Raw genomic sequence first — 24,153 nt, 5'->3', positions numbered from 1 at the left:
GCTGTACCGTTAAACGAATGACCGCAAAGCGCCCCTTCCTGCTGCTCAGCACACGCCCCGAGGATGCCGCCGCTACCGAGGAGCACAGCTCATTCTGCTCCAAAATGCGCGTGCCGCTCGAGGCCATGGAACAGCGCCGCCTCGAGCAGGGGCCGTTGGGCGAGGTGGACCTGGATAGGTACTCGGGCGTGATCCTCGGCGGAAGCCCGTTCAACAACACCGACGCGGTGAAGAGCGAGCTGCAGCTGCGCGTGGAGCGCGAGATTGGCACGCTGGTGGCGGAGGTCATCGACCGCGACTTCCCCATGATGGGCGCCTGCTACGGCATCGGTGCCGTGGGGACGGCGATCGGGGCGCGCCTGGGCAGCGAGTACGCGGAGGAGGCGGGCATGATCGAGGTGATGCTCACCCCAGATGGGGCCGCCGACCCTCTCCTGCGCGGCCTGCCGGAGTCCTTCCCCACCCTCGTGGGCCACAAGGAGGCGGTGAGCGAGCTGCCCGATAGCGCGACCCTGCTGGTCACGGGCACCGTCTGCCCAACACAGATGTTCCGCGTAAAACAGAACGTGTACGCCACGCAATTCCACCCAGAGCTCACAGCGCAGACCCTCGAGGCCCGCCTGCGTTTGTACTCGCACCTGGGCTACTTCAACCTGGACGTGTTCGAGGACATCCTCGCCACCGCGTACGCCCACGACTACGCCTACAGCAATTCGATTCTGCGCAACTTCGCAGAGCGCTACGCGCAGTTCTAAGTTTGCCGGGGCACTACCACCCCGGCCTGTGCATTTCAGTGCGCATCCGCGCTGCTGCATCTTCCGCCCGCCACTCTTTTCGCGTTACATCATCGCTACCGGCTTTCGAACCATTCGTAGTACGGCCGGAACTAACGCGAAAGGACACCGATGAGCGAGGAATACTCCGACTACCACGGCAGCTACGGCCCCCATGACTATGGTGAGTACGAGTCCGGTTATGCCGTAAACGAAGTGGACGTCATTTTCGAACGCGCGGAAGACGGCATGGAACTCGGGCTTACCGTCCGGGGCCCCGATTACGGCCCCTCCGCAATCTCGCGAATCCTCGAGGCGATCGCGATCCACGACATCAACACCGTCGACCCGCTCCAAGGTATGAAGGAAGTGCTGGAGCAGCACGCAAAATTCGACGATATCCGAGTCTTCCACGGAAACTCCGAAGAACTAACCGGCCTACCTGTCTTCGCTCCCGACGACCACGGGCGCACGCTGCCCCTCACAGGGGAGATCACAGACCGAGTGTGGCACCTCCGAATCGACTACCCCGGCAAGGAGATTGCGATCAAGCATCCCGACGGGCCAGCGGTGCTGCGCGGGCCTTTCGATGCACCCAACGCAAAAGAACTGAGCACCACGTTCTTCACCCGGTTGACACAAGCGCTAGATCGCTTCGCGCCCACAGCTTCGGCCGGAAATGCCTTCATCATCTTCGAACGCGACGGCGCCTCAGCGTCAGGAGTGCGCGTGCACATGCCGCACAACGGGCCGGATGCGCTCAGCTGCGTGATGTCCTGGCTGCGGGACACGGACCGCTCTATCGTTAACAAGCCGGAGCTGGCCACAACCGGGATCATCAAGGCGTGTAACGGCATCGACCCAGTCGTTGTTCCGTTCGAAACCTGTGGCGCACTACTCAACGTTGAGCAGTCTTGCTTCTCCAACGATTGCCCCATCATCGTTGTTGACTGCCCCGGGGGCATGCTGCGTTTGGAGGGGGCCGACGCTTCCGTCCTCGCCGAAGAGAAACTGCACAAAAGCGGAGCGGGCCGCATCCGCAAGGAACTGCACCAGATCTTCCGGGAAAGAGGAATTTCAATGGCCCCCGACTACCACAACCGCTACGGGTGGAAGCGAGGCTACGCGGGCATCAGGCCCGCGCCGTTCTAGGCGGCTCAGGGACGCGTCCCGGAGGATCCCCGGCATCACGCCAGCTCGACGATCTCCATGTACTCGTCGCTCCAGAGATCCTCGTCGCCCTCCGGCATGATGATGACCCGCTCCGGCTCGAGCGCGCGGACCGCGCCCGGATCGTGCGTGACGAGGACGACGGCTCCGGTGTAGGTCTTGAGCGCGTCGAGGACCTGCTCGCGGGACTGCGGGTCGAGGTTGTTGGTGGGTTCGTCGAGAAGCAGCACGTTCGCGCGCGAGGAGACGAGCGTGGCCAGGGCGAGGCGGGTCTTCTCGCCGCCGGAGAGCGTGCCCGCCGGCTGGTCGAGCTTGTCGCCGGAGAACATGAACGCGCCCAGCAGGCCGCGCAGGTCCTGCTGCCCGGCGTCGGGGCACGCCTCGATGGTGTTCTCCCAGACCGTCTTGTCGCCGTCAATGGTGTCGTGCTCCTGGGCGAAGTAACCGATCTTGAGGCCGTGGCCGGTGACCAAGCCGCCCTCCCCGTCGGTGCGCTCCACCCCGGCAAGGAGCTTCAACAGGGTGGTCTTGCCCGCGCCGTTGGTACCCAGCACCACCACGCGCGAGCCCTTGTCGATGGCCAGGTCAACCCCCGCGAACACCTCGAGTGAGCCGTACATCTTGGTCAGCCCCTTGCCGTGGAGCGGGGTCTTGCCGCAGGGCGCGGGCTCCGGGAAGGAGATGGAGGCGAACTTGTCGGCGACGCGCACCTCGTCCAGCTCGCCCATCATGCGTTCGGCGCGGGCCAGCATCTGCTTCGCTGCTGCGGCCTTCGTCGCCTTCGCCCCCAGCTTGGCCGCCTGCTTCTGCAGCGCGGAGGCCTTCTTCTCGGCGTTAGCGCGCTCGCGACGGCGGCGCGCCTCGTCCTCTGCGCGCGCCTTCTGGTAGGTGGTGAAGCCCATGTTGTACACGTCCGCCTCAGCGCGGACGGCGTCGAGGAACCAGACCTTGTTGCACACCGCGTCGAGGAGCTCCACGTCGTGGGAGATCATAAGCAGGCCGCCCTCGTGCTTGGACAGGAAGGTGCGCAGCCACGCGATGGAGTCCGCGTCGAGGTGGTTGGTGGGCTCGTCTAGGAGCAGCGTCGTGGCGGACTTGCCCGAGCCGGAGCGGGAGGCGAAGAGGATCTGGGCCAGCTCCACGCGGCGGCGCTGGCCGCCGGAAAGCGTCTTCAACTGCTGGTCGAGGACGCGCTCGGGCAGGCCCAGGTTGTCGCAGATCTGGGCCGCCTCGGCGTTGGCCTCGTAGCCGCCGAGCGCCTGGTAGCGCTCCTCGAGGCGGGAGTACTTGCGAATGGCCTTGTCGCGCTCCGCGCCGTCGGTGGTCTCCATGATCCGCTGCTGCTTCGCCATAGAGCGCTGGATCTCGTCGAGGCCGCGCGCGGAAAGCACGCGGTCCCGGGCGGTCTGCTCGATGTCGCCCTCCTTGGAGTCCTGCGGGAGGTAGCCGATGTCGCCCGACCGGGCCACCGAACCGCCGTAGGGCTCCGTCTCCCCCGCCAGGATCCGCATCGTGGTGGTTTTGCCCGCGCCGTTGCGGCCTACCAGCCCGATGCGGTCGCCCGGCTGGACCCGGAGGTGCTGCCCGGGGGCGTCGAGAAGCGTGCGTGCACCGACGCGAACCTCGAGATCATTGGTGACAATCACGGGTAGATACCTTACAAGCGAGGTCAAATGGCCTGCGTACTAGCAGGGATCGATGTACTCCGCCACGTTGCCGAGGATCCGGCCGTTACCGCCGTAGGTTGCCTTGGCGCGGCACATCGCCTCGACGTCGCTGCCGTAGTCGATGTAGATGGGGTAGATATTCGCCCCGTCCACCTGTGCCCGCAGCGACGGGCACGCACCCGGCACCGTGAAGTGGACCGGCTTCCCGCTCGGGTGCGCCGCGAGCACCTGCCGGGCAATGTCGGGCATCGCGGCGCCGTTGTTGCCCTCGTCCACCACCGAGTCGAGGATCAGGATCGCCCGCCCGTCGCAAGCGGGGTACGACGCCTCCTCGCCGGCCTCCCCCAGCCCGGCGACCGTGATGACGCCGTCCAGTTGGGCCGCGGCAACGCTAGGAGCTGCGGCCGCAGAAGCCGACGCGGATGCGGTCTCCGAAACCGTCTCGGTCACGGTCTGCGGCGAAGGCGAAGGCGAAGGCGAAGGCGCAGAAGACGCAGAAGGCGCAGAAGACGGCGAGGAGGAAATCGGTGTCGCGCGCACCGGGGGTTCCTCTATTTCGGCCGGGCCGCAGGCGGCTAGAGAAACGGCGCACGCGAGCGTAGCCGCGGTTCCGGCGCAACGTGGGGGAAAGCGCATGGCCTCAGCCTAGCGCTACACCGCAAACCCGAGGGCGCGGAGCTGCTCCCGGCCCTCCTCGGTGATCAGGTGCGGGCCCCACGGCGGCATCCACACCCAGTTGATCTCCACCGCGTCCACCGCCGTGTTCGGCACGACCGCCTGAACGGCCTGGTCCTCGATCACGTCGGTCAGCGGGCAAGCCGGCGACGTCAGGGTCATGTTGACCACGGCCGTCTGCGCGCCGGACTCGGCCTTTTCGATCCAGATGTCGTAGACCAGGCCGAGATCCACCACGTTGATGCCCAGCTCGGGGTCGATCACGTCGTGCAGGTACTCCTCCACGTCGCCGACCAGCTTGAGCTGTTCCTCCGTCTGGGTCGGCCGCGCCGGCTGCTCCGGCTGCGGCGGCCCACCGATTCCTGCTTCGGTCATTTACTTCTCCTTCTCCCTAGAACTCGCGGCGTCCGCAGCCTCCGCGGTGGCGGCCTCGAACGCCTTCCACCCCAGCAGGGCGCACTTCACGCGCGCGGGGAATTTGGCCACGCCGGCGAACGCCACGCCGTCGCCGATTTGCTCCGCGTCGCCTTCGAGCTGGCCGCGCGACGTGACCATCTCCTCGAAGGCCTGCAGCTTCTTGTAGGCGGCGCCCACGGATTGCCCGATTAGCTCCTCCGCCATCACGGAGGTGGATGCCTGGGAAATCGAGCAGCCCTCGGCCGCGTAGGACACGTCCTCGACGGTCTCGCCGTCCTCCGAGAGGTGCACGCGCAGCGTGATCTCGTCTCCGCACGACGGGTTCACGTGGTGCACCTCGGCCTCGTACGGCTCGCGCAGCCCCGCGTGCTGCGGGTTTTTGTAGTGGTCCAGGATCACTTCCTGGTACATCGCTTCAAGGTTCATCGCGCGAAAAACTCCTTCGCTTTGCTTATCGACGCAACCAGAGCATCAACCTCGTCCATCGTGTTGTAAAGGTAGAAGCTGGCCCGCGACGTGGCCTGGAGGTCGAGCCCTCGGTGGGCGGGCCAAGCGCAGTGGTGGCCGGTGCGAATGGCTACGCCCTCGCTGTCCAGCACCTGCCCGAGGTCATGCGGGTGCACGCCCTCGACCGTGAACGCGATCGCCCCGCCGCGGCGCTCGGCCGTGAGCGGGCCCGCGATGCGCAGGCCCTCGATCTCCTGCATCCGCTCGAGCGCGTAGGCGGTGAGGCGCTGCTCGTGGGCCTGCACGTTGTCCATCCCGATCTCGCGCAGGAGCCCCACCGCGGCGCCCAGGCCAACCACCTGGGAGGTCATCTGGGTGCCCGCCTCGAAGCGCTGCGGCGCCGGAGCGTAGGTGGAGTGGTCCATGTGCACCACCTCGATCATGGAGCCGCCGGTGAGGAACGGAGGCAGCTGGTCCAGGTGCTTGGAGTACACGGCACCGACGCCGGAGGGGCCGCACATCTTGTGGCCGGAGAACGCGGCGAAGTCCACGTCCAACGCCCCGAAATCCACCGGCATGTGCGGCACCGACTGGCAGGCGTCGAGCACGGTGACCGCGCCCACCGCCTTCGCCCGGCGGACCATCTCCTCCACGTCGGCGTGCGCGCCGGTGACGTTGGACTGGTGGGTGAAGGCGACCACCTTCACCGTCTCGTCCAGCTCGAGGGAATCGAGGTCGATGCGACCGTCGGAGGTCATCGCGTACCACTTCAGGGTCGCGCCGGTGCGGCGGGCCAGCTCCTGCCACGGCACCAGGTTCGCGTGGTGCTCCAGCTCGGTGACCACGATAGTGTCGCCCTCGCGCACCCGCAGGTCGCCCGCGCGATCATCGCCGAGCACGTAGGCCACCAGGTTCAGCGCCTCGGTGGCGTTTTTGGTGAAGGCGATTTGGTCGCCCCGCGCGCCGACGAACGCAGCGATGGTGTCGCGGGCCGTCTCGTAGGCGTCGGTCGCCTCCTCCGCCAGCTGGTAGGAGCCGCGGTGCACGGGCGCGAAGGTGTTCAGCACGAAGTCGCGCTCCGCGTCCCACACCCGCTGCGGGCGCTGGGAGGTTGCGCCCGAGTCCAGGTAGACCAAAGGCTTGCCCCCGCGCACGGTGCGCGAGAGGATCGGGAACTCGGCGCGGATCGCGTCGGTGTCCAGGGTGCCGTCGGAAAGCAAATAGCTCATTAGACGAACTTCTCGTAACCCTCAGCCTCGAGCTGGTCCGCGAGCTCCGCCCCGCCGGTGGTGACAATCTGGCCGTTGGCAAAGACGTGGACGAAGTCCGGGTGCACGTAGTTGAGGATGCGCTTGTAGTGGGTGATCATCAGCACGCCGCCGCCGGTCTCCTCCTGGTAGCGGTTGATGCCCTCAGAGACGATGCGCAGCGCGTCGACGTCGAGGCCGGAGTCGGTCTCGTCCATCACGGCAAACTTCGGCTTCAACAGCGCGAGCTGCATGACCTCGTGGCGCTTCTTCTCCCCGCCCGAGAAGCCCTCGTTGACGGAGCGCTCGGAGAAGGAGGCGTCCATCTGCAGCTGCTCGCGGGCCGCGTTGAGTTCGCCGACCCACTCGCGCAGCTTCGGGGCCTCGCCGCGAACGGAGGTCACGGCGGAGCGCATGAAGTTGGACGAGGACACACCCGGCACCTCGACGGGGTACTGCATGGCCAAGAAGAGGCCCGCGCGGGCGCGCTCGTCGATGTCCATCTCGAGCACGTTCTCGCCGTCGAGCAGCACCTCGCCCTCGGTCACCTCGTAGCGCGGGTGGCCGGCCAGGGTGTAGGCGAGCGTGGACTTGCCGGAGCCGTTCGGGCCCATGATGGCGTGGGTCTCGCCGCCGTTGATGGTGAGGTTGACGCCCTTGAGAATGGGCTTGGCCTCCTGGCCCTCCTCGGTGGGCAGGACGTTGGCGTGCAGGTTCTTGATTTCCAAAGTAGACATTGCGCAGGTTCTTTCTTAGTTGTTGGACAGCTCGAGCTCGCCGGCGACGCGCGCGATCAGCTCGTCGCGCACAGACTCGACCGGGATCTGGTTCAGGACTTCGTTGAAGAAGCCGCGGATGATCAGCCGCGTCGCCTCCCGCTCGGGGATGCCGCGTGACTGGAGGTAGAACAGCTGGTCATCGTCGAAGCGGCCCACCGTCGCGGCGTGGCCGGCCCCGGAAATTTCGCCGGTCTCGATCTCCAAGTTCGGCACTGCGTCCGCCCGGGCGCCGTCCGTGAGCACCAGGTTGCGGTTGGTCTCGTAGGTGTCGGTGCCCTTCGCGTTTGCGCGGATCAACACGTCTCCCACCCAGCAGGTGCGGGCCTCGGGCAGCTCGGAGCCGCGGTCGCCCTGCAGCGCGCCCTTGTACAGCACGTTGGAGCGGCAGTTGGGCACCGAGTGGTCCACCAGCATGCGGTTCTCGATGTACTGCCCGGCGTCGGCGAAGTACACGCCGTCCAGCTCCACGTCCGCGCCCGGCTCGGTGAACGTCACGCGCGGGGTGATGCGCACAACCTCGCCGCCGAACGCGGCCACGGTGTGGTGCAGGCGCGAGTCGCGGTTCACCTTGATGGATTGCTGTCCCAGGTGCACGGCGTCGCGCTCCCACTGGGTGTCAACCACGGCGTTGACGTGGGAGCCCTCGCCGATGTGCCAGTTCAGGTTGTCGGCGTGGGTGCCGGAACCCTCGTAGCGCACCAGCACGGTGGCCTCGGAGTGGCGCCCCGTCTCCACCAGGATGGTGGCGAAGGTGGTCGCGTCGAGGCCCGCACCGGTGATGGTGATGGTGATGGGCTCCTCCAGCACGACATCTGCCGGCACGGAGATGATCGTGGCCGTCTCAGCGGCGCTCCACGCCTGGGCGGCGACGCGGTCCACCGGGCCGCCTGCGACGCGGAGGCGATCGTCGGAAGGCGCCACCTGCTCCACTTCTACCGCCTCGGGGGCGTCGACACGCACCTGCACCTCGGCGACCGGGGCGAACGTGCCATCGTGCAGCCCGCGGAGGCGGCGGAGCGGGATGAAGCGCCAGACCTCGTCGCGGCCGCCCGGAACCGGGAAGTCCGAAACGTCGAAGGACTGGAACACATCGCCCTTGTTGTTGTGGGGCGTGGCGTTGCGTACGGGGTTCACAGTTTCAGTCATCGGTTAGCCCACCGATCCTTCCATTTGCAGTTCGATGAGGCGGTTGAGCTCGAGGGCGTACTCCATCGGCAGCTCCTTGGCAATGGGCTCGACGAAGCCGCGCACGATCATCGCCATGGCCTCCTCCTCCGGGATGCCGCGGGACATGAGGTAGAACAGCTGCTCCTCACTCACCTTGGACACCTTCGCCTCGTGGCCGAGCGTGACCCGGTCATTGCGGATGTCGTTGTACGGGTAGGTGTCGGAGCGGGAGATGTCGTCCACCAACAGCGCGTCGCACTCCACGTTGGACACGGAGTGGTGCGCGTTCGGGTTGACCTGGATCAGGCCGCGGTACGCGGAGCGGCCGCCGCCGCGGGCGACGGACTTGGACACCACCGTGGACGAGGTGTGCGGGGCCAGGTGCACCATCTTCGCGCCGGTGTCCTGGAACTGGCCCTCGCCGGCGAAGGCCACGGAGAGGACCTCGCCGCGGGCGTGCTCGCCGGTCATCCACACGGCCGGGTACTTCATGGTCACCTTGGAACCGATGTTGCCGTCCACCCACTCCATGGTGGCGCCCTCCTCGGCCTTGGCGCGCTTGGTCACCAGGTTGTAGACGTTGTTCGACCAGTTCTGGATGGTGGTGTAGCGGCAGCGGCCGCCCTTCTTCACAATGATCTCCACCACGGCGGAGTGCAGCGAATCCGACTTGTAAATCGGCGCGGTGCAGCCCTCCACGTAGTGCACGTAGGCGTCCTCGTCGACGATGATCAGGGTGCGCTCGAACTGGCCCATGTTCTCGGTGTTGATGCGGAAGTAGGCCTGCAGCGGGATGTCCACGTGCACGCCCTTGGGCACGTAGATGAAGGAGCCGCCGGACCACACGGCAGAGTTCAGGGCGGAGAACTTGTTGTCCCCCGCCGGGATGACGGTGCCGAAGTACTCCTTGAACAGCTCCTCGTGCTCACGCAGCGCAGTGTCGGTGTCGACAAAGATGACGCCCTTGGCCTCGAGGTCCTCGCGGATCTGGTGGTAGACCACCTCGGACTCGTACTGGGCCGCCACGCCGGCCACCAGGCGCTGCTTCTCCGCCTCGGGGATGCCCAGCTTGTCGTACGTGTTCTTAATGTCCTCCGGCAGGTCCTCCCAGCTGGCGGCCTGCTGCTCGGTGGAGCGCACGTAGTACTTGATGTTCTGGAAATCGATGCCGGAAAGGTCCGCGCCCCAGGTGGGCATCGGCTTCTTGTCAAAGATGTCCAGAGCCTTCAGGCGCTGGTTCAGCATCCACTCCGGCTCGCCTTTCTTGGCCGAGATGTCCTTGACCACGTCCTGGTTCAGGCCGCGGCGCGCAGAGGCGCCCGCCGCGTCCGAGTCGTGCCAGCCGTAGTTGTACGCGCCAATGGACTCGATGATCTGGTCATCGTTCATCGGCGTCTCTAGGCCGGGCGCGGGAGTTGCCTTCGTCATAGTCTTTTTCCGCTCCTTTTGGTTTTTGCGTGTGTGTGGAGGTTGTAGTGCTCATCATCCGGGGTGCTCACCGGGCGAAGCCCGCGGCGGGAGCGGGATGTTGGTGGTGCAGACCCCGTGGCCGTCCGCGATCAGCGCGAGCGGCTGCACGTGGCGCCCCACCAGCGCCGAGATGGCCTCGTGCTCCGCCTCGCACAGCTCGGGGTTGGCGGCCGCGGCCGAGGAGATGGGGCAATGGTGCTGGCAGATCTGCACGCCGCCGCCGGCGCTGTCCAGCGTTACGGCGTAGCCGTTTCGCTCCAGCGCCGCGGCCACATCGCGCACCACGTCCTCGGGGGCCCGCTCGGCTCCGTCGTTCACACCGGGGATACCCCCCAGCATCGCCTCGACGCGCTGCCGTGCGAACTCGCCCACCGCGTCGCTGCCGCCCAGCCGACGCACCATGTCGAGCGCGCCCACCGCGATGTCCTCGTAGCTCTCACCGAACTGGCTGCGCCCGAGGTCCGTGAGGCGGTAGTGCTTGGCGGGGCGTCCCCGCGATGCCTCCTCGCCCGCAACCTGGTTGGGCCGGCAAGTTTCCACCAGGGATTCCTCGAGGAGGATGTCCAGGTGGCGGCGCACCCCGGCGGGGGAAATTCCCAGCTCCTCGGCGATATCGGCCGCGGCGACCGGTCCGCGCTTGAGCATCTGCGCCATCACCGCGTGCCGGGTGTCCCCGCCGACGCTGCGTTTGCGTTCCGCCATCGCTTCACCTCCAACCGGGCTCGGATTCTCCGCTCGCCTTTTCACAACACTAGTGTGCGTTAATTCATTTCGCCCCTCAGGGTCACCTTGCCTCGGGGCTGGAGCTTTTGCTTGCCGACGCCCCCGTACACTGTGATCCCGTGAGAATCGGGCAGAGCCGGCGGAGCGCGCGCCTGGTGCGCGCGAAGGCGACGCTGCACTCGTGGCGCGGGGCGCTGCGCACCCTCGGCGCGCCTCACGCCGTCCCCTACGCCGTGCCCTACTCCTGGCTGCGCTGGCTCGGCGCGGTCGGCCCCGTGCTCATCGGGGTCGGCGGCCTCGGCGCCGGCGCCCTGCCGGTGGTGAGCAACCCGTGGTTCGCGTTCCCGGGCGGGGCGCTGATGGGCAGGATGCTGCAGACCTCCACCGCCGTGGTGTTTGTGGGCGTGGGCATGCTGGTGGCCGCCTGGCTGCTGATGGCCCCGCATGTGGGGGCGTTCGGGGGGCGGGCGTCGATAAGCAAACGCTCCCTCATGCGCACCTACCTGGTGTGGATCGCACCGATCGTGTGCACCGCGCCGATGTTCACCCAGGACATCTACTCCTACTTCGCGCAAGGCTCGATCCTGCGCCAGGGCATGGACCCGTACGCGGCCGGGCCGGTGGAGATCCTGGGGCCGGACCACCCGCTGGCGCGCTCCGTGCCGTTTATCTGGGCGCACTCCCCCAGCCCGTACGGGCCCGTCGCGCTGGGCGTGAACGCCGCAATCTCCGGGCTGACGGGCGACGCGGTACTGCCCGGCGTGATCGCCCACCGCCTATTGGGCATTGCGGCGCTGCTCGCGGGCGCGTGGGCCACCACCCGCCTCGCGCGGCGCTGCCGGGTGGAGCCGGTGACCGCGCTGTGGATGGGCGTTGTCAACCCGCTGGCCATCCTGCATCTGGTGGCCGGGATCCACAACGAGGCGCTGATGCTGGGTCTGATCCTCGTGGGCATGGAACTTGGCATGCGCGGCGTGGACCACGTGACCGGCTCCCGACGTGGCGCGGCGTGGGCGCTGCTGGCCGCCTCGGGTGTGCTGCTGTCCTGCGCCGGGCTGGTGAAGGTGACGGGCTTCGTGGCACTCGGCTTCACGGGCATGGCGCTGGCGCGGGCGTGGCAGCCGCGGCTGGGCCACGTCACGTCGATCCTGGCGGCCGGCGCGGTGCAGTCCGCGCTGCTGGCGGCCACCACGGTGGCGGCATCCGTGGCCAGCGGTGCCGGCTTCGGCTGGCTACACAGCCAGGGCGGCGCCGCGCAGATCCGCAGCATCTACTCGCTGACCACCAACGTGGGCGTGGCCGCCGGCTGGGCCGGCATGCGCCTCGGCATCGGCGACCACACCGACGCCATGCTGTCCGTCACCCGCGGGGCCGGCGTGGCGGTGGCGTTCGTGTTCATCGTGCGGATGCTGTGGGAAACGTACGCCGGCAACATCCACCCGGTTGGCGGCCTCGGTGTGGCCTCGATGGTGCTGGTGGTGCTCTTCCCCGTGATCCAGCCGTGGTACTGCCTCTGGGCCATCCTGCCGCTGGCCGCATGGATACGCCGCCGTCCCATGCGCACCGCCGTGGTTGCCATCTCAGCGCTGTTCTCCTTCGTGGTACTGCCCCGCGGGCTGGCGCTGCCGTCGGAGACGGTGGCCAGCATCTACACCTCCGCGCTGCTCGCGCTCGCGGTGTTGGCGCTGGTGGCGTGGGCGGGATTCCGCTCGCGGGCGCGCAGGATTACACTACCCAGCCATGGATAAAGCGCTGGTTGTTGATTCCGTGGTGAAGCGGTTCGGCACCACCACCGCGGTGGACGGAATGACGTTCAGCGCCGAGCGCGGCGAGATCCTCGCGCTCCTCGGCCCCAACGGCGCGGGCAAGTCGACCACGCTGGACATGTGCGAGGGCTTCCAGCGGCCCACCTCCGGGTCGATCCGCGTCCTCGGCATCGACCCCGCCACCCGGCCCCAGCAGGTGCGCGACCGCATCGGCATCATGCTGCAGGGGGGCGGCTCGTACTCGGGCGTCTCCGTGCGGGAGATGCTGCGCCTCGCCGCCTCCTATAACGTCAACCCGCACGACCCGGACTGGCTGATCGAGCTGCTCGGCCTCGAGGGGGTCGCTTCCACCAGGTATCGGAGGCTCTCCGGCGGCCAGCAGCAGCGCCTCTCCCTCGCGCTCGCGCTGATCGGCCGCCCCGAGCTGGTGTTTCTTGACGAGCCGACGGCCGGCCTGGACACCCAGTCACGCAACGCGGTGTGGGACATCGTCAACGCCCTGCGCAGCGACGGCGTGACCGTGATTCTTACTACCCACCTGATGGACGAGGCGGAGACGCTGGCGGACAAGGTGGTCATTGTGGACCGCGGCCGCGTGATCCGCCAGGGCACGCCCGCCGAGTTGACGGAGCACGATGATTTCCCGGCCATCACCGTGGACACCGCCTCCCGCTTCGAGCCGGAGGCGCTTGCACGGGCATTGTCGCTTTTCGACGTCACCGTTGAAGAAACCCGCCCCGACCACTACCGCATCACCGGAAGCGCCACCCCCGAGGTGATCGCCGCCCTGGCCGCCGAGGCCGCCCGCCAGGACGTGTCCATCCGCGAGCTCAGCGTGGCGCACCGCACGCTTGAGGACGTGTTCCTCGACACCACCGGCCGACACCTAAGGAGCTGATCCCGAGTGCACACGCATCGGCAATTCGAGCCGGGCCTGTTCGAACCCGCGCCGCAGCGGGCGCCGTTTTCCCGCATGGCCGCCGCCCAGGGCCGCATCGAGGCGAAACTAATGCTGCGGCACGGCGAGCAGCTACTGGTCAACCTCGTGGTTCCCGCGGCCCTCTTGATTGCCGCCGCGGTGGTGCCCGTCTTCGGAGACCTCGGCTTCAACGAGCTCGTGCCCATGGTCTTCGCCGTGGCTGCCGCCTCCGCCGGGTTCACCGGCCAGGCCATCGCGCTGGCCTTCGACCGCCGCTACGGCGCGCTGAAGCGCACCGGCGCCTCCGGCGTGCCGGCGTGGGTAATCATCGCCGGCAAGATCATCGGCGTGCTGGCCATGGTGGCGGTGCAGGTGGTGGTACTGGGCGCCCTCGCGGCCTTCCTGGGCTGGCGCGTGAGCCTCAGCGGCGCGCTTCTGGGTCTCATCACCCTGCTGGTGGGCGTGGCCGTGTTCACATCGCTCGGCCTGCTCATGGGCGGGACACTGTCCTCGGAGATGGTGCTGGCGCTGGCGAACCTGCTGTGGCTGGTGCTGATGGGCGTGGTGGGCTGGGTGGCCTACTCGGGTGATATTGCCCACGCCGGGTGGTTCAACGCTGTGCCCACGGTTGCGCTCGCCGGCGCGCTCACCCAGGCCATGCAGGGCGGTTTCGACGCGCCCGCATGGATCTCGCTACTCGCCTGGGCGGCGGCCGGGGTGGCGGCAGCCGCGCGCTGGTTCCGTTTCGACGGCTAGGGCGGATACACTACCGCACAGCTAAAGACCGCAACCGGATAAGGAACCGCCGTGAGCACGACTTCCGTCGACGCCGCACCCGCACCCCGCCCCGCCGAGGGCGGCAACCGCTTCACCCGGCCGTGGCGCGACCCGTCCATCTCCTTCCAGCGCGCCCTCGCGCTAGTCCTGCTGATCTGCCAGGGCGGCATCACCGTCACCGGCGCCATCGTGCGCGTCACCGGCTCCGGCCTGGGCTGCGACACTTGGCCGCTGTGCCACGAGGGTTCGCTGGTGCCCGTGCAGGGCGTCACGCCGTGGGTGCACCAGCTCATCGAGTTCGGCAACCGCCTCCTCGCATTCGTTGTTGCCGCCGCGGCCGCCGCCGTGCTGGTGGCCGTCATCCGCGCCCGCCGCTCCCCCGGCATCAAGACGCTCGCCTGGATTTCCCTGCTCGGCGTGGTGCTGCAGGCGGTGATCGGCGGTATCTCCGTGCGCCTGGACCTGCAGTGGTGGTCCGTGGCCATCCACTTCCTGCCGTCCATGGTTCTGGTCTGGGTTGCCGGCGTGCTGTACATGCGCATCGCGGAGACGGACGGCGCGGAGCCCACCGAGCGCTACGCCGCGTCCATCCGCGCCATGGTGGTGGCAGCCGCCGTGGCCCTGTGCTTCGTGCTGGTCACCGGCACCATGGTCACGGGCTCCGGCCCCCACTCCGGCGACTCCGGCGTGGGCATGGACGGCCGCCTGAACATGGACACGGAGATGCTGGCCTACGTCCACGCCGCGTGCATGTACGTGTACCTCATCTGCACCCTGGTGGCCGTCTACCAGCTGCGGCGCACCAACGCCCCGAAGGACGCGTACAAGACGGGCCTGACGCTCATCGCCCTCATTGTCATCCAGTGGGCCATCGGCGTGACCCAGTTCCGCCTCGGCGTGCCGCGCTGGACCATCCCCGCCCATATCGCCATGAGCTCGGCCGTGGTGGCCTTCTCCGCCATCCTCTACGCGCACGGGAAGCGCAGGTTGCCTACGCTGAAGTGACATGAAGGCAATAATCGTCGCCGAGCACGGCGGTCCCGAGGTTCTGCAGTTCACCGACACTCCGGCGCCGGAGCCCTCGAAGGAGCAGTTGCTTATCGACGTCTCCTTTGCCGGCGTCAACTTCATCGACACCTACTACCGCTCCGGCGCCTACCCCGTCAACCTCCCCTACATCCCAGGCTCGGAGGGCTGCGGCCGCGTCGCGCACGATCCGCAGGGCCTCATCGCCGAGGGCACCCTCGTGGCCTGGCACGACGCGCCCGGCTCGTACGCCGAACAGGTCGTGGTGGACCGCAACCGGGTGGTGTCCGTCCCGGAGGGCGTGGACGAGCGCGCCGCCGCCTCCATGCTGCTCCAAGGCATGACCGCCCACTACCTCACCGAGTCCGTGCACCCCGTCACCGCCGACACCTCGCTGGTGGTCACCGCGGGCGCCGGCGGCGTGGGGCTGATGCTCACCCAGATGGCCGCCGCCAAGGGCGCGCGCATCTACTCCCTGGTTTCCACGGAAGACAAGGCGGCGCTAGCACGCGAGGCCGGCGCCACCGAGGCGTTCATCTACGGCGGCGATGCCGGCGAGCTCGCCCAGCGGATCCGCGACGCCAACGGCGGCGCCGGCGTGGACGTGGTCTACGACGGCGTGGGGCGCGACACCTTCGACCTGGCGCTCTCCGTCTGCCGCCCCCGCGGCCTGGTGTGCTCCTTCGGCTCGGCTTCGGGCGACGTGACAGGCGTGGACCTGCAGCGCCTGAACCGGGCGGGCTCGCTCTATGTCACGCGGCCGAAGCTCAACGACTACGTCGCCACCGACGACGAGTTCCGCCTCCGCGCCCAGGCCGTCGCCCGCGCGGTAGAGGACGGCACCCTGCGCATCGACGTCTCGCGCGTGTACCCCCTGGCCGACGCGGCGCAGGCGCACGCCGACCTGCAGTCCCGTGCGACGACGGGCTCCGTGGTCCTCGGCATCGCGTAGAGGCCGTGGCGCGGCGCAGAGAACCGGGCATGCTCGACCCCGGAACCAGAACTCGAAAGTAGCAGCTCGTTATTTCCCCCCAGAGCGGCCTTAACGAGCCGCTACTTTCGAGTTCTGGAGAAGTGGCGGGGTTGCTCAGAACACGGTGGGCAGCCCCAGCACCGCGTCCACCGACAGCCCGAGGAAGAGCGCGGCCAGGTAGTTGTTGGAGAGGATGAACAGCTTCAGCGGCTTCACGTCCGCGCCGGCCTTGATGCCGTTGTGCAACCGGGTGGCCATGACCAGGAAGACAGCGCCGGAGGCGAGCGCCACCACCAGGTAAATCCAGGACGCAGCGGGAACGAGCAGCAGCGAGGTGGCCACCGTGAGCCAGGAGTAGATGAGGATCTGGCGGGTGGTCTCGGAGGCACTCGCCACCACCGGCAGCATCGGTACGTTCGCGCGGGCGTAGTCGTCCTTGTACTTCATGGCCAGCGCCCAGGTGTGCGGGGGCGTCCAGAAGAAGATGATCATGAACATCACGATCGCCTGCCACCAATTGCCCGCGGATCCGTCTGCGGCGTTGTCGCGGATGACGGCCCAGCCCACCAGCACCGGCATGCAGCCCGCAGCCCCGCCCCAGATGACGTTCTGCCAGGTGCGGCGCTTCAGCCACTTGGTGTAGACGAAGATGTAGAAGAAGTTGGTCAGGACGATGAAGCCGGCGGCCAGCCACGAGTTGCACAGCAGGCCGAGCCAGAGCACGGACGCCACCAACAGAATCCAGGCGAACACGGCCGCCTTCTGCTTGGTCACGCGGTGACGGACCAGGGGGCGGGCGCGGGTGCGGCCCATCTTCTGGTCAATGTCGTAGTCCGCCACCATGTTGAAGGTGTTCGCGGCGCCCGCGCCCATCCAGCCGCCGAACAGCGTGGCCAGGATCAGCCAGAGATGCACCTCGCCGCGGTCCGCTTGGAGCATCGCGGGGATCGCGGCGACGAGAAGCAGCTCGATGACCCTCGGCTTCGTCAACGCGAAATACGCCTTGATGGTCTCCAACACGTCTCCTTCTCAGTAGCTCCCCCACTGGCGCCGGCATCATTCCTAAGTTTGATACCTCCGCACGATGTTAGCCCCGCACCCGTCCTTGGCCGAATCGGGCGCGCCGAGCGGACGGCCCGCGTTGTGCGGGGGCAGTGCACCCGTCCCCCGCGTCGACCCGCCACTGTAAGCTTTTGCGGGTACGCACGCGGGCGCCCGCGCACCTGCCGGCGCCGCTCTTCAGACGCGAAGTGAGGTAACCCGTGACCCAGCCGACGCTGCCCCCTGAACTCGAGGCGATGACCGTCCGCAACTACCCGGACGATTGGACCGAGACCGACACGCGGGCCGTAGACACCGCCCGCGTGCTGGCCGCGGATGCCGTGGAGAACTGCGGCTCGGGCCACCCGGGCACCGCGATGTCGCTCGCGCCCCTGGCCTACACCCTCTTCCAGCGCGTGATGGATGTGGACCCAAACGATAAGGACTGGGTGGGCCGAGACCGTTTCGTACTTTCGAACGGCCACTCCTCCCTGACCCAGTACGTGCAGCTCTACCTTGGCGGCTTTGGTTTGGAGATGGAGGACCTGAAGCAGCTGCGCACCTGGGCCTCCAAGACCCCGGGCCACCCGGAGTACAACCACACGGACCACATCGAGATCCCCCCCGGCCCGCTCGGCCAGGGGCTCGCGTCCGCGGTGGGCATGGCCATGGCGGCCCGCCGCGAGCGCGGCCTGTTCGACCCGGAGACCCCGGCCGGCGAGAGCCCGTTTGACCACTACATTTACGTCGTCGCCGGCGACGGCTGCCTGCAGGAGGGCGTGACCTCCGAGGCATCCTCCCTGGCCGGCACCCAGCGCCTGGGCAACCTCATCCTCTTCTGGGACGACAACCGCATCTCCATCGAGGACGACACCCAGATCGCCTTCACCGAGGACGTGCTGGCCCGCTACGAGGCCTACGGCTGGCAGACTTTGACCGTTGAGTCGGGCGAGGACGTCGCCGCCATCGAGGCGGCCGTTGAGCAGGCGAAGGCGGAGACCGCGAAGCCGACCATCATCCGCGTGAAGACCGTGATCGGCTACCCGGCCCCCACCATGATGAACACCGGCGCCGTGCACGGTGCGGCCCTCGGCGCGGAGGAGATCGCCCGGGTGAAGGAGGTGCTCGGCTTCGACACCGCCACCGCCTTCCCGATGGAGGACGAGGTGATCGCCCACACTAGGAAGCTGGCGGAGCGCGGCGCGGCAAAGCACGCGGCGTGGGACACCAAGTTCGACGCGTGGGCGGAAGCCAACCCGGAACGCAAGGCGCTGTTCGACCGCCTCGCCGGCCGCGAGCTGCCCGAGGGGTGGGGCGGGGGTGAGTTGGCGTTCCCCACCTGGGAGCCGGACGCGAAGGGCATCGCCACCCGCAAGGCCTCGGAGGCGGCAATTCAGGTGGCGGCCAAGGCGCTGCCGGAGCTGTGGGGCGGCTCGGCTGACCTTGCGGGCTCCAATAACACCCTGATCAAGGGCGCCGAGTCTTTTGGCCCGGCCGAAATCTCCACCGGCATGTTCACGGCCAACCCCTACGGCCGCAACCTGCACTTCGGCATCCGCGAGCACGCCATGGGCTCCATCATGAACGGCATCGCCCTGCACGGCCCTACCCGCGTCTACGGCGGCACCTTCCTCATCTTCTCCGAGTACCTCTACCCGGCCATCCGCGTCGCGGCGCTGTCCGGCATCGACGGCTACTACGTGTTCACGCACGACTCGATCGGCCTCGGCGAGGACGGCCCCACCCACCAGCCGGTGGAGACGCTGACCGCGCTGCGCGCCATCCCGGATCTAGCCATCCTGCGCCCGGCGGACGCGAACGAGACGTCCGCAGCGTGGAAGGCCGCTCTCGAGGCCAAGGAGCAGCCCAAGGCGCTTGCCCTGTCCCGCCAGAACCTGCCGGTGCTCGAGGGCACCAAGGAAAAGGCTTTTGAGGGCGTGGCCCGCGGCGCCTACGTGTTGGTGGAGGAGTCAGGCGAAGCGCCGGAGCTGATCATCATGGCCACCGGTTCCGAGGTGCAGTACGCGGTCGAGGCCGCCGCCGAGCTCGAGCGCGACGGCGTGTCCACCCGCGTTGTCTCCGTGCCGTGCATGGAGTGGTTCATGGAGCAGGACGACGCCTACATCGACGCGGTCCTGCCGCGCGAGGTCCGCGCGCGCGTCTCGGTCGAGGCCGGCGTGTCCATGCCGTGGTTCCGCTTCCTCGGCGAGCACGGCCGCGCCGTGTCGCTGGAGCACTTCGGTGCCTCCGCGCCGGGTTCGGAGCTCTTCGAGCGCTTCGGCTTCACCACGGCTAACGTGCTGCGGGCAGCCCGCGAGTCCCTCGCGGCGGCCCGCGACAACCGCCCCGCCAGCATCAGCGAGCGCATCGGCGACACCGAAGCTGAGCCGACCCGCGGCGACGGCCGCTAACCCCCACCCCTTACACCTTGAAGGAAAGAGACACTCAAGTGACCGCCATCGATGACCTCCGCGCAGCCGGCACCTCCACGTGGCTCGACGACCTCTCCCGGGACCGGATCACCACCGGCAACCTCGAGGAGGTCAAGGCCGCGAAGTCGATTGTCGGCGTCACCACCAACCCCGCCATCTTTGCCAACGCCATGTCCGCCGGCGTGGCGTACGACGAGCAGCTGACCGAGCTGCGCGCGGCCAGCTCCGCGGCTGATGCCGCGGTCTACGCCATGAGCGTGAAAGATGTCCAGGACGCGTGCGACCTCTTCGCCGACACCTTCCGCGATTCGGACGGGGCCGACGGCCGCGTCTCCATCGAGGTGGATCCCCGCTTCGCCGCCGACGAGGACAAGACCGTCGCGCAGGCCGCCGAGCTGCACAAGCTGGTGGACCGCGAGAACGTGATGATTAAGATCCCGGCCACCGACGAGTCCCTGCCCGCCATCACCGCGTCGCTGGCCGAGGGCATCTCCGTCAACGTCACGCTGATCTTCTCAGTGGATCGCTACCGCCAGGTGATCGAGGCGTACAAGGAGGGCATCCGCCAGGCGGCGGGGCGCGGCAAGGACGTGTCCCGCATCCACTCGGTGGCCTCCTTCTTCGTTTCTCGCATGGATACGGAGGTGGACAACCGTCTCCAAGCAATCGGTTCCGACGAGGCGCTGAGGCTGCGTGGCAAGGCCGGCATCGCCAACGCCCGGCTGGCCTACCAGCTGTTCCTGGACGAGTTCGCGGATATGAGCGACCTGCCGGCCGGCGCGCGCAAGCAGCACCCCCTGTGGGCGTCCACGGGCGTGAAGAACCCGGACTACCCGGCCACCATGTACGTCACCGAGCTCGCGGGCCCCGACACGGTCAACACCATGCCCGAGGCTACGATCGACGCCGTGCTCGACCAGGGCGGGGTGCGCGGCGACACGCTGACCGGCACCGCCGAAGAGTCGCAGCGTGTGTTCGACGAGCTCGAGGCGGTGGGCATCGACATCGCCGACGTGGTCGCGGTACTGGAGCGCGAGGGCGTGGAGAAGTTCGTGGATGCCTGGCAGGAGCTGCTCGACTCCATGGCTGCTAAGCTCGCCACACGTGACTGACCTGCGCGAGCAGCGCGCGAACCCGCTGCGCACCCCCGAAGACAAGCGGCTGCCCCAGATCGCCGGCCCCTCCGGCATGGTGATCTTCGGCGTCACCGGAGACCTCGCGCGCAAGAAGCTGCTGCCCGCGGTCTACGACCTCGCGAACCGGGGCCTGCTGCCGGGCGGGTTTACCCTCGTCGGGTTTGGGCGCCGCGACTGGTCCAAGTCGGACTTCCAGGCCTACGTGCGCAAGGCCGTCGACGAGGGCTCGCGCACCCCGTTCCACGATAACGTGTGGGAGCGCCTGGCTGAGGGCCTGGAATTCGTGCGCGGCAACTTCGACGACGACGCGGCGTTTGACACCCTCGCGGACACCCTGCGCCGCGCCGACCGTGAGCGCGGCACCGACGGCAACTGGGCTTATTACCTTTCCGTGCCACCGGAGCACTTCTCCAGCGTGGTTCACCAGCTCGACCGCAGCGGCATGGCCTCGCCTGGCGACGCATCCCAGTGGCGCCGCGTGATCATCGAAAAACCGTTTGGGCACGATCTCGAGTCCGCGCGCGAGCTCAACGAGGTGGTGGGCGCCGTTTTCGACGAGCGCTCCGTCTTCCGCATCGACCACTACCTGGGCAAGGAAACGGTACAAAACATCCTCGCCCTGCGGTTTTCCAACCAGATGTTCGAGCCGGTGTGGAACTCCCACTACATCGACCACGTGCAGATCACCATGGCCGAGGACATCGGCCTCGGCGGTCGCGCCAGCTACTACGACGGCATCGGCGCGGCCCGGGACGTGATCCAGAACCACCTGATCCAGCTGCTCGCGCTGGTGGCCATGGAGGAGCCCACCTCCTTCTCCCCCGCCCAGTTGCGGGCGGAGAAGCTAAAGGTGCTGCGGGCGACCTCCGCCGTGGGGCCCTTCGGCAAAACCACGGCCCGCGGCCAGTACACGGCCGGCTGGCAGGGCTCCCGCGAGGTGGTGGGGCTGCGCGAGGAGGAGGGCTTTGACCCGGAGTCCACCACCGAGACGTTCGCGGCCTGCACCCTGCAGATCGAGTCGCGCCGCTGGGCGGGCGTGCCGTTCTACCTGCGCACCGGCAAGCGCCTGGGCCGCCGAGTGACGGAGATCGCGCTGGTGTTCAAAGAACCGCCCTACCAGCCCTTCTCCAAGGGCCAGACCGACCTTTTGACCAACAACGCCGTGGTGATCCGCGTGCAGCCCGACGAGGGAGTGCTGATGCGCTTCGGCTCCAAGGTGCCCGGCGCCGGCATGGAGCTGCGCGACGTGAACATGGACTTCCACTACTCTGAGGCGTTCACGGAGCAGTCGCCGGAGGCGTACGAGCGCCTCATCCTCGACGCGCTGCTGGACGAGTCGAGCCTGTTCCCCACCAACTCCGAGGTGGAGCGCAGCTGGCAGATCCTCGATCCGGTGCTCAACTACTGGGCCGGCCAGGGCAAGCCGGAGGACTACCCGGCCGGCACGTGGGGCCCGCCGTCGGCGGACCGCATGCTCTCCAAGGACGGCCGCGCGTGGCGGCGCCCGTAGCTACCCCGCCGTAGACATACCGCGAGAAAGGTTCCCCGCGTGATCATCGACCTCCCCAACACGAACACCTCGGCCGTCGCCCGGGCGCTCGCCTCCGCCCGCGAGAACTACTCGCTGGCCACCGGGCGCGTGCTCACTCTCCTCGTCGCGGTGGACGGCGAGGACGAGGGCAGCATCGACGCCACCCTGTCCACGCTGCGCAGCGCCTCCTTCGAGCACCCCGCCCGCGTGCTGGTGCTCATCTCGGGCGACCCGCAGGCGGAGGCGCGCCTGGACGCGGAGCTGCTGGTGGCGGCGGATGCCGGGGCCTCCGAGGTGGTGGTCATGCGCCTGCGGGGACCGCTGACCGCCAACCTGGATTCGGTGGTCACCCCGCTCCTGCTGCCGGACACGCCGGTGGTGGCCTGCTGGCCGCAGCTCGCGCCCGCCCACCCGGCCCGCGAGCAGCTCGGCCGCATCGCCCAGCGCCGCATCACCAACGCCCGCCGCGACCCGGCGGCTCCCCCGCTGAGTGAGCTGGGCTACGAGCCCGGCGACTCGGACATGATGTGGTCCCTCATCACCCCGTGGCGCGGGATCGTCGCCTCCGCCCTGGACCGCTACCCCGGCCGGACCGTCACTGGCGCCGAAATCTCCGGTGCGGCGGGCGATGCAAGCGTGGACCTCGCAGCCGGCTGGCTCGCCTCCAGCCTCGGCGTGGACGTCGCGCGCGGCACCGCCGCGGCCGCGGCGGGCTTCCCCATCGCCCACCTCGCCCTCCACTGCGACGGGGGCGACATCGAGGTGTCTGTCCAGGGCGGCCACACCGTAAAGATCTCGGTGCCGGGGCGCGCCGACTCGTTCGTGGCCATGGGCGAGCGCTCCGATGCCGAGTGCCTCGCCGAGGACCTGCGCCACCTCGGCCCCGACGCCACGTACGGGCGAGCCCTCGCCGGCCTCGCCCGCGTCCACCAGAAGGAGCAGTAGAATGCGCATCGAACGGTTTGCAGAGCTCGATTTGCTTATCGACGCCTCCGCAACACTCCTCACCGAACACCTCGCGGCAATCCACCGGGACCCCGCCGGCGGGGCGCACGGCGACGGCGTAGCCCGCATCGTGCTCACCGGTGGCACCGCCGGCATCGCGCTGCTGCGGGCCCTCGCGGACCGGCCGATCGATTGGGCCCGCACCCACGTCTTCTTCGGCGACGAGCGCAACGTGGAAGTCTCCCACCCCGACTCCAACGAGGGCCAGGCGCGCGAGGCGCTGCTTGACCGCGTGGAGATCCCGGAGGCGAACATCCACGGCTACGGCCTCGACGGCGGCGACATGGCCGCCGCGTGCGTCGCCTACGAGGACGCCCTTGTCCGCCACGCGCCGCGCGGCTTCGACGTGCACCTGCTGGGCATGGGCGGCGAAGGCCACATCAACTCGCTGTTTCCGCACACCCCCGCCCTGGCTGAGCGTGAGCGCCTCGTAGTGCCCGTGGAGGACTCGCCGAAGCCGCCGCCGCAGCGCGCCACGCTGACGCTGCCGGCGGTTGCGCTCGCGGCGGAGGTGTGGTTCCTCGTCTCCGGCGCGGAGAAGGCCGAGGCCGCGGCCCACCTCGTCGCCGGGGCCGACGCGGGCGAGTGGCCCGCCGCGGGCGCCCGGGGCGCGCGCGAGACGGTGCTCTTCGTCACGGAGGATGCGGCGTCGCGGCTCTAGGGAGCGTCGAAAAGCCGCGCCCCCTCGCCGAGGGAGCGCGGCTTACTTTCTGCGGGTGCCTAGGCGGCCGGCGCGAAGGACTGCATTAGGTTCAGGCCGATGATGCAGGCGACCCAGATCACGGCCAGGATCACCGTGACGCGGTCGAGGTTCTTCTCCACCGTGGTCGAGCCGGAGAGGTTGGCCTGCACGCCGCCGCCGAAGAGGCTGGACAGGCCGCCGCCCTTGCCCTTGTGCAGGAGGACGAAGATCACCATCAGGATCGACGTGATCACGAGGATGATCTCGAGCGCGAGCTGCATAAAGCAGAACCTTCTTTCTCAGGCGGGCGTTGCTAACCCGCCAAATATT

Annotated in this window: 23 protein-coding genes; 12 read left to right on the top strand and 11 right to left on the bottom strand. The window is 68.4% G+C overall.

From position 1 onward, the window contains the following. The first annotated feature begins 17 nt into the window (after positions 1-17). Together BN4252_RS03125 and BN4252_RS03120 are read left to right on the top strand one after the other, a co-directional pair. A complete protein-coding gene (locus BN4252_RS03125) occupies positions 18-755 on the top strand; it encodes a glutamine amidotransferase (protein ID WP_066525449.1) in 738 nt (245 codons plus the stop codon). 150 nt (positions 756-905) lie between these two features. Continuing rightward, complete coding sequence (locus BN4252_RS03120; protein ID WP_066525442.1) at positions 906-1,925, top strand: hypothetical protein; 1,020 nt, start codon at positions 906-908, stop codon at positions 1,923-1,925. Between the two features lie 35 nt (positions 1,926-1,960). On the opposite strand, the gene BN4252_RS03115 is transcribed toward BN4252_RS03120, so the two are convergent. The 9 genes from BN4252_RS03115 to BN4252_RS03070 all read right to left on the bottom strand — a co-directional run bounded on the left by BN4252_RS03115 (position 1,961) and on the right by BN4252_RS03070 (position 10,514). After that, positions 1,961-3,589, bottom strand: coding sequence for an ABC-F family ATP-binding cassette domain-containing protein (locus tag BN4252_RS03115; protein ID WP_066525440.1), 1,629 nt, complete (start codon positions 3,587-3,589; stop codon positions 1,961-1,963). Between the two features lie 39 nt (positions 3,590-3,628). After that, a complete protein-coding gene (locus BN4252_RS11025) occupies positions 3,629-4,060 on the bottom strand; it encodes a hypothetical protein (RefSeq protein ID WP_066525439.1) in 432 nt (143 codons plus the stop codon). 201 nt (positions 4,061-4,261) lie between these two features. Beyond that, the gene (locus BN4252_RS03100; RefSeq protein WP_066525437.1) at positions 4,262-4,660 is read right to left on the bottom strand and encodes a metal-sulfur cluster assembly factor; all 399 of its coding nucleotides are present in this window, start codon (positions 4,658-4,660) and stop codon (positions 4,262-4,264) included. After that, positions 4,661-5,128, bottom strand: coding sequence for a Fe-S cluster assembly sulfur transfer protein SufU (gene sufU / locus BN4252_RS03095; protein ID WP_066525435.1), 468 nt, complete (start codon positions 5,126-5,128; stop codon positions 4,661-4,663). Further along, the gene (locus tag BN4252_RS03090; protein ID WP_066525432.1) at positions 5,125-6,378 is read right to left on the bottom strand and encodes a cysteine desulfurase; all 1,254 of its coding nucleotides are present in this window, start codon (positions 6,376-6,378) and stop codon (positions 5,125-5,127) included. The genes sufU and BN4252_RS03090 overlap by 4 nt, the downstream gene beginning before the upstream one ends. Continuing rightward, positions 6,378-7,133, bottom strand: a complete 756-nt coding sequence (gene sufC / locus BN4252_RS03085; RefSeq protein WP_066525429.1) for a Fe-S cluster assembly ATPase SufC — start codon at positions 7,131-7,133, stop codon at positions 6,378-6,380. The genes BN4252_RS03090 and sufC overlap by 1 nt, the downstream gene beginning before the upstream one ends. 15 nt (positions 7,134-7,148) lie before the next feature. Beyond that, on the bottom strand, positions 7,149-8,321 hold the full coding sequence (gene sufD, locus BN4252_RS03080) for a Fe-S cluster assembly protein SufD (RefSeq protein ID WP_066525427.1): 1,173 nt from the start codon (positions 8,319-8,321) through the stop codon (positions 7,149-7,151). Positions 8,322-8,324: 3 nt separating this feature from the next. Continuing rightward, on the bottom strand, positions 8,325-9,731 hold the full coding sequence (sufB, locus tag BN4252_RS03075; RefSeq protein ID WP_407641807.1) for a Fe-S cluster assembly protein SufB: 1,407 nt from the start codon (positions 9,729-9,731) through the stop codon (positions 8,325-8,327). Between the two features lie 93 nt (positions 9,732-9,824). Further along, positions 9,825-10,514 (bottom strand): helix-turn-helix transcriptional regulator, encoded by a 690-nt coding sequence (locus BN4252_RS03070; protein WP_066525418.1) that lies wholly within the window; start codon positions 10,512-10,514, stop codon positions 9,825-9,827. Between the two features lie 140 nt (positions 10,515-10,654). Here BN4252_RS03070 and mptB point away from each other — a divergent pair, with 140 nt between their 5' ends. The 5 genes from mptB (at position 10,655) to BN4252_RS03045 (ending at position 15,975) form a co-directional block, all read left to right on the top strand. Next, positions 10,655-12,283, top strand: a complete 1,629-nt coding sequence (mptB, locus tag BN4252_RS03065; protein ID WP_143341154.1) for a polyprenol phosphomannose-dependent alpha 1,6 mannosyltransferase MptB — start codon at positions 10,655-10,657, stop codon at positions 12,281-12,283. Then, positions 12,276-13,199 carry an ABC transporter ATP-binding protein gene (locus tag BN4252_RS03060; RefSeq protein WP_066525412.1) on the top strand — a complete coding sequence of 308 codons (924 nt, stop codon included), beginning with the start codon at positions 12,276-12,278 and terminating at the stop codon, positions 13,197-13,199. Before mptB ends, BN4252_RS03060 begins: the two co-directional genes overlap by 8 nt. Before the next feature lie 75 nt (positions 13,200-13,274). After that, positions 13,275-13,976 (top strand): ABC transporter permease, encoded by a 702-nt coding sequence (locus tag BN4252_RS03055; RefSeq protein ID WP_143341157.1) that lies wholly within the window; start codon positions 13,275-13,277, stop codon positions 13,974-13,976. A gap of 51 nt (positions 13,977-14,027) precedes the next feature. Further along, positions 14,028-15,002 (top strand): COX15/CtaA family protein, encoded by a 975-nt coding sequence (locus BN4252_RS03050; RefSeq protein ID WP_066525406.1) that lies wholly within the window; start codon positions 14,028-14,030, stop codon positions 15,000-15,002. A 1-nt stretch (position 15,003) separates the two neighbouring features. Further along, on the top strand, positions 15,004-15,975 hold the full coding sequence (locus tag BN4252_RS03045; RefSeq protein WP_066525403.1) for a quinone oxidoreductase family protein: 972 nt from the start codon (positions 15,004-15,006) through the stop codon (positions 15,973-15,975). Between the two features lie 135 nt (positions 15,976-16,110). Here BN4252_RS03045 and BN4252_RS03040 read toward each other — a convergent pair whose 3' ends face one another. Further along, entirely contained in the window at positions 16,111-17,013 is a 903-nt protein-coding gene (locus tag BN4252_RS03040) for a heme o synthase (RefSeq protein WP_066525399.1), read from the bottom strand. A gap of 281 nt (positions 17,014-17,294) precedes the next feature. Here BN4252_RS03040 and tkt point away from each other — a divergent pair, with 281 nt between their 5' ends. From tkt to pgl, 5 genes are read left to right on the top strand one after another with little or no spacing between them, the layout of a single operon-like run. Further along, entirely contained in the window at positions 17,295-19,448 is a 2,154-nt protein-coding gene (gene tkt, locus BN4252_RS03035; protein WP_096877759.1) for a transketolase, read from the top strand. Between the two features lie 38 nt (positions 19,449-19,486). Further along, positions 19,487-20,581: a transaldolase gene (tal, locus tag BN4252_RS03030; RefSeq protein WP_066525385.1), complete on the top strand. Its 1,095-nt coding sequence runs from the start codon at positions 19,487-19,489 to the stop codon at positions 20,579-20,581. Continuing rightward, positions 20,574-22,115 (top strand): glucose-6-phosphate dehydrogenase, encoded by a 1,542-nt coding sequence (gene zwf, locus BN4252_RS03025; RefSeq protein ID WP_230208549.1) that lies wholly within the window; start codon positions 20,574-20,576, stop codon positions 22,113-22,115. The genes tal and zwf overlap by 8 nt, the downstream gene beginning before the upstream one ends. Positions 22,116-22,154: 39 nt before the next feature. Next, a complete protein-coding gene (locus BN4252_RS03020; protein WP_066525378.1) occupies positions 22,155-23,081 on the top strand; it encodes a glucose-6-phosphate dehydrogenase assembly protein OpcA in 927 nt (308 codons plus the stop codon). Position 23,082: 1 nt separating this feature from the next. Beyond that, positions 23,083-23,802, top strand: coding sequence for a 6-phosphogluconolactonase (gene pgl / locus BN4252_RS03015; RefSeq protein WP_066525375.1), 720 nt, complete (start codon positions 23,083-23,085; stop codon positions 23,800-23,802). 59 nt (positions 23,803-23,861) lie between these two features. Here pgl and secG read toward each other — a convergent pair whose 3' ends face one another. Next, positions 23,862-24,104, bottom strand: a complete 243-nt coding sequence (gene secG, locus BN4252_RS03010; protein ID WP_066525370.1) for a preprotein translocase subunit SecG — start codon at positions 24,102-24,104, stop codon at positions 23,862-23,864. Positions 24,105-24,153 lie beyond the last annotated feature (49 nt).

Origin of the sequence: Corynebacterium bouchesdurhonense (assembly GCF_900078305.2) — a bacterium.
Classification (GTDB): domain Bacteria; phylum Actinomycetota; class Actinomycetes; order Mycobacteriales; family Mycobacteriaceae; genus Corynebacterium; species Corynebacterium bouchesdurhonense.
This window is presented reverse-complemented; position numbering and strand designations above follow the sequence as displayed.

What these genes read in the sequence shown, in the direction of transcription:
- sufB (WP_407641807.1), bottom strand. Translation starts at nt 9,731, where the DNA reads ATGAACGATGACCAGATCATCGAGTCCATTGGCGCGTACAACTACGGC.
- tkt (WP_096877759.1), top strand. Translation starts at nt 17,295, where the DNA reads ATGACCGTCCGCAACTACCCGGACGATTGGACCGAGACCGACACGCGG.
- sufC (WP_066525429.1), bottom strand. Translation starts at nt 7,133, where the DNA reads ATGTCTACTTTGGAAATCAAGAACCTGCACGCCAACGTCCTGCCCACC.
- BN4252_RS03125 (WP_066525449.1), top strand. Translation starts at nt 18, where the DNA reads ATGACCGCAAAGCGCCCCTTCCTGCTGCTCAGCACACGCCCCGAGGAT.
- BN4252_RS03070 (WP_066525418.1), bottom strand. Translation starts at nt 10,514, where the DNA reads ATGGCGGAACGCAAACGCAGCGTCGGCGGGGACACCCGGCACGCGGTG.
- BN4252_RS03060 (WP_066525412.1), top strand. Translation starts at nt 12,276, where the DNA reads ATGGATAAAGCGCTGGTTGTTGATTCCGTGGTGAAGCGGTTCGGCACC.
- sufD (WP_066525427.1), bottom strand. Translation starts at nt 8,321, where the DNA reads ATGACTGAAACTGTGAACCCCGTACGCAACGCCACGCCCCACAACAAC.
- BN4252_RS03100 (WP_066525437.1), bottom strand. Translation starts at nt 4,660, where the DNA reads ATGACCGAAGCAGGAATCGGTGGGCCGCCGCAGCCGGAGCAGCCGGCG.
- BN4252_RS03120 (WP_066525442.1), top strand. Translation starts at nt 906, where the DNA reads ATGAGCGAGGAATACTCCGACTACCACGGCAGCTACGGCCCCCATGAC.
- secG (WP_066525370.1), bottom strand. Translation starts at nt 24,104, where the DNA reads ATGCAGCTCGCGCTCGAGATCATCCTCGTGATCACGTCGATCCTGATG.
- BN4252_RS03090 (WP_066525432.1), bottom strand. Translation starts at nt 6,378, where the DNA reads ATGAGCTATTTGCTTTCCGACGGCACCCTGGACACCGACGCGATCCGC.
- BN4252_RS03055 (WP_143341157.1), top strand. Translation starts at nt 13,275, where the DNA reads ATGGCCGCCGCCCAGGGCCGCATCGAGGCGAAACTAATGCTGCGGCAC.
- pgl (WP_066525375.1), top strand. Translation starts at nt 23,083, where the DNA reads ATGCGCATCGAACGGTTTGCAGAGCTCGATTTGCTTATCGACGCCTCC.
- sufU (WP_066525435.1), bottom strand. Translation starts at nt 5,128, where the DNA reads ATGAACCTTGAAGCGATGTACCAGGAAGTGATCCTGGACCACTACAAA.
- BN4252_RS03045 (WP_066525403.1), top strand. Translation starts at nt 15,004, where the DNA reads ATGAAGGCAATAATCGTCGCCGAGCACGGCGGTCCCGAGGTTCTGCAG.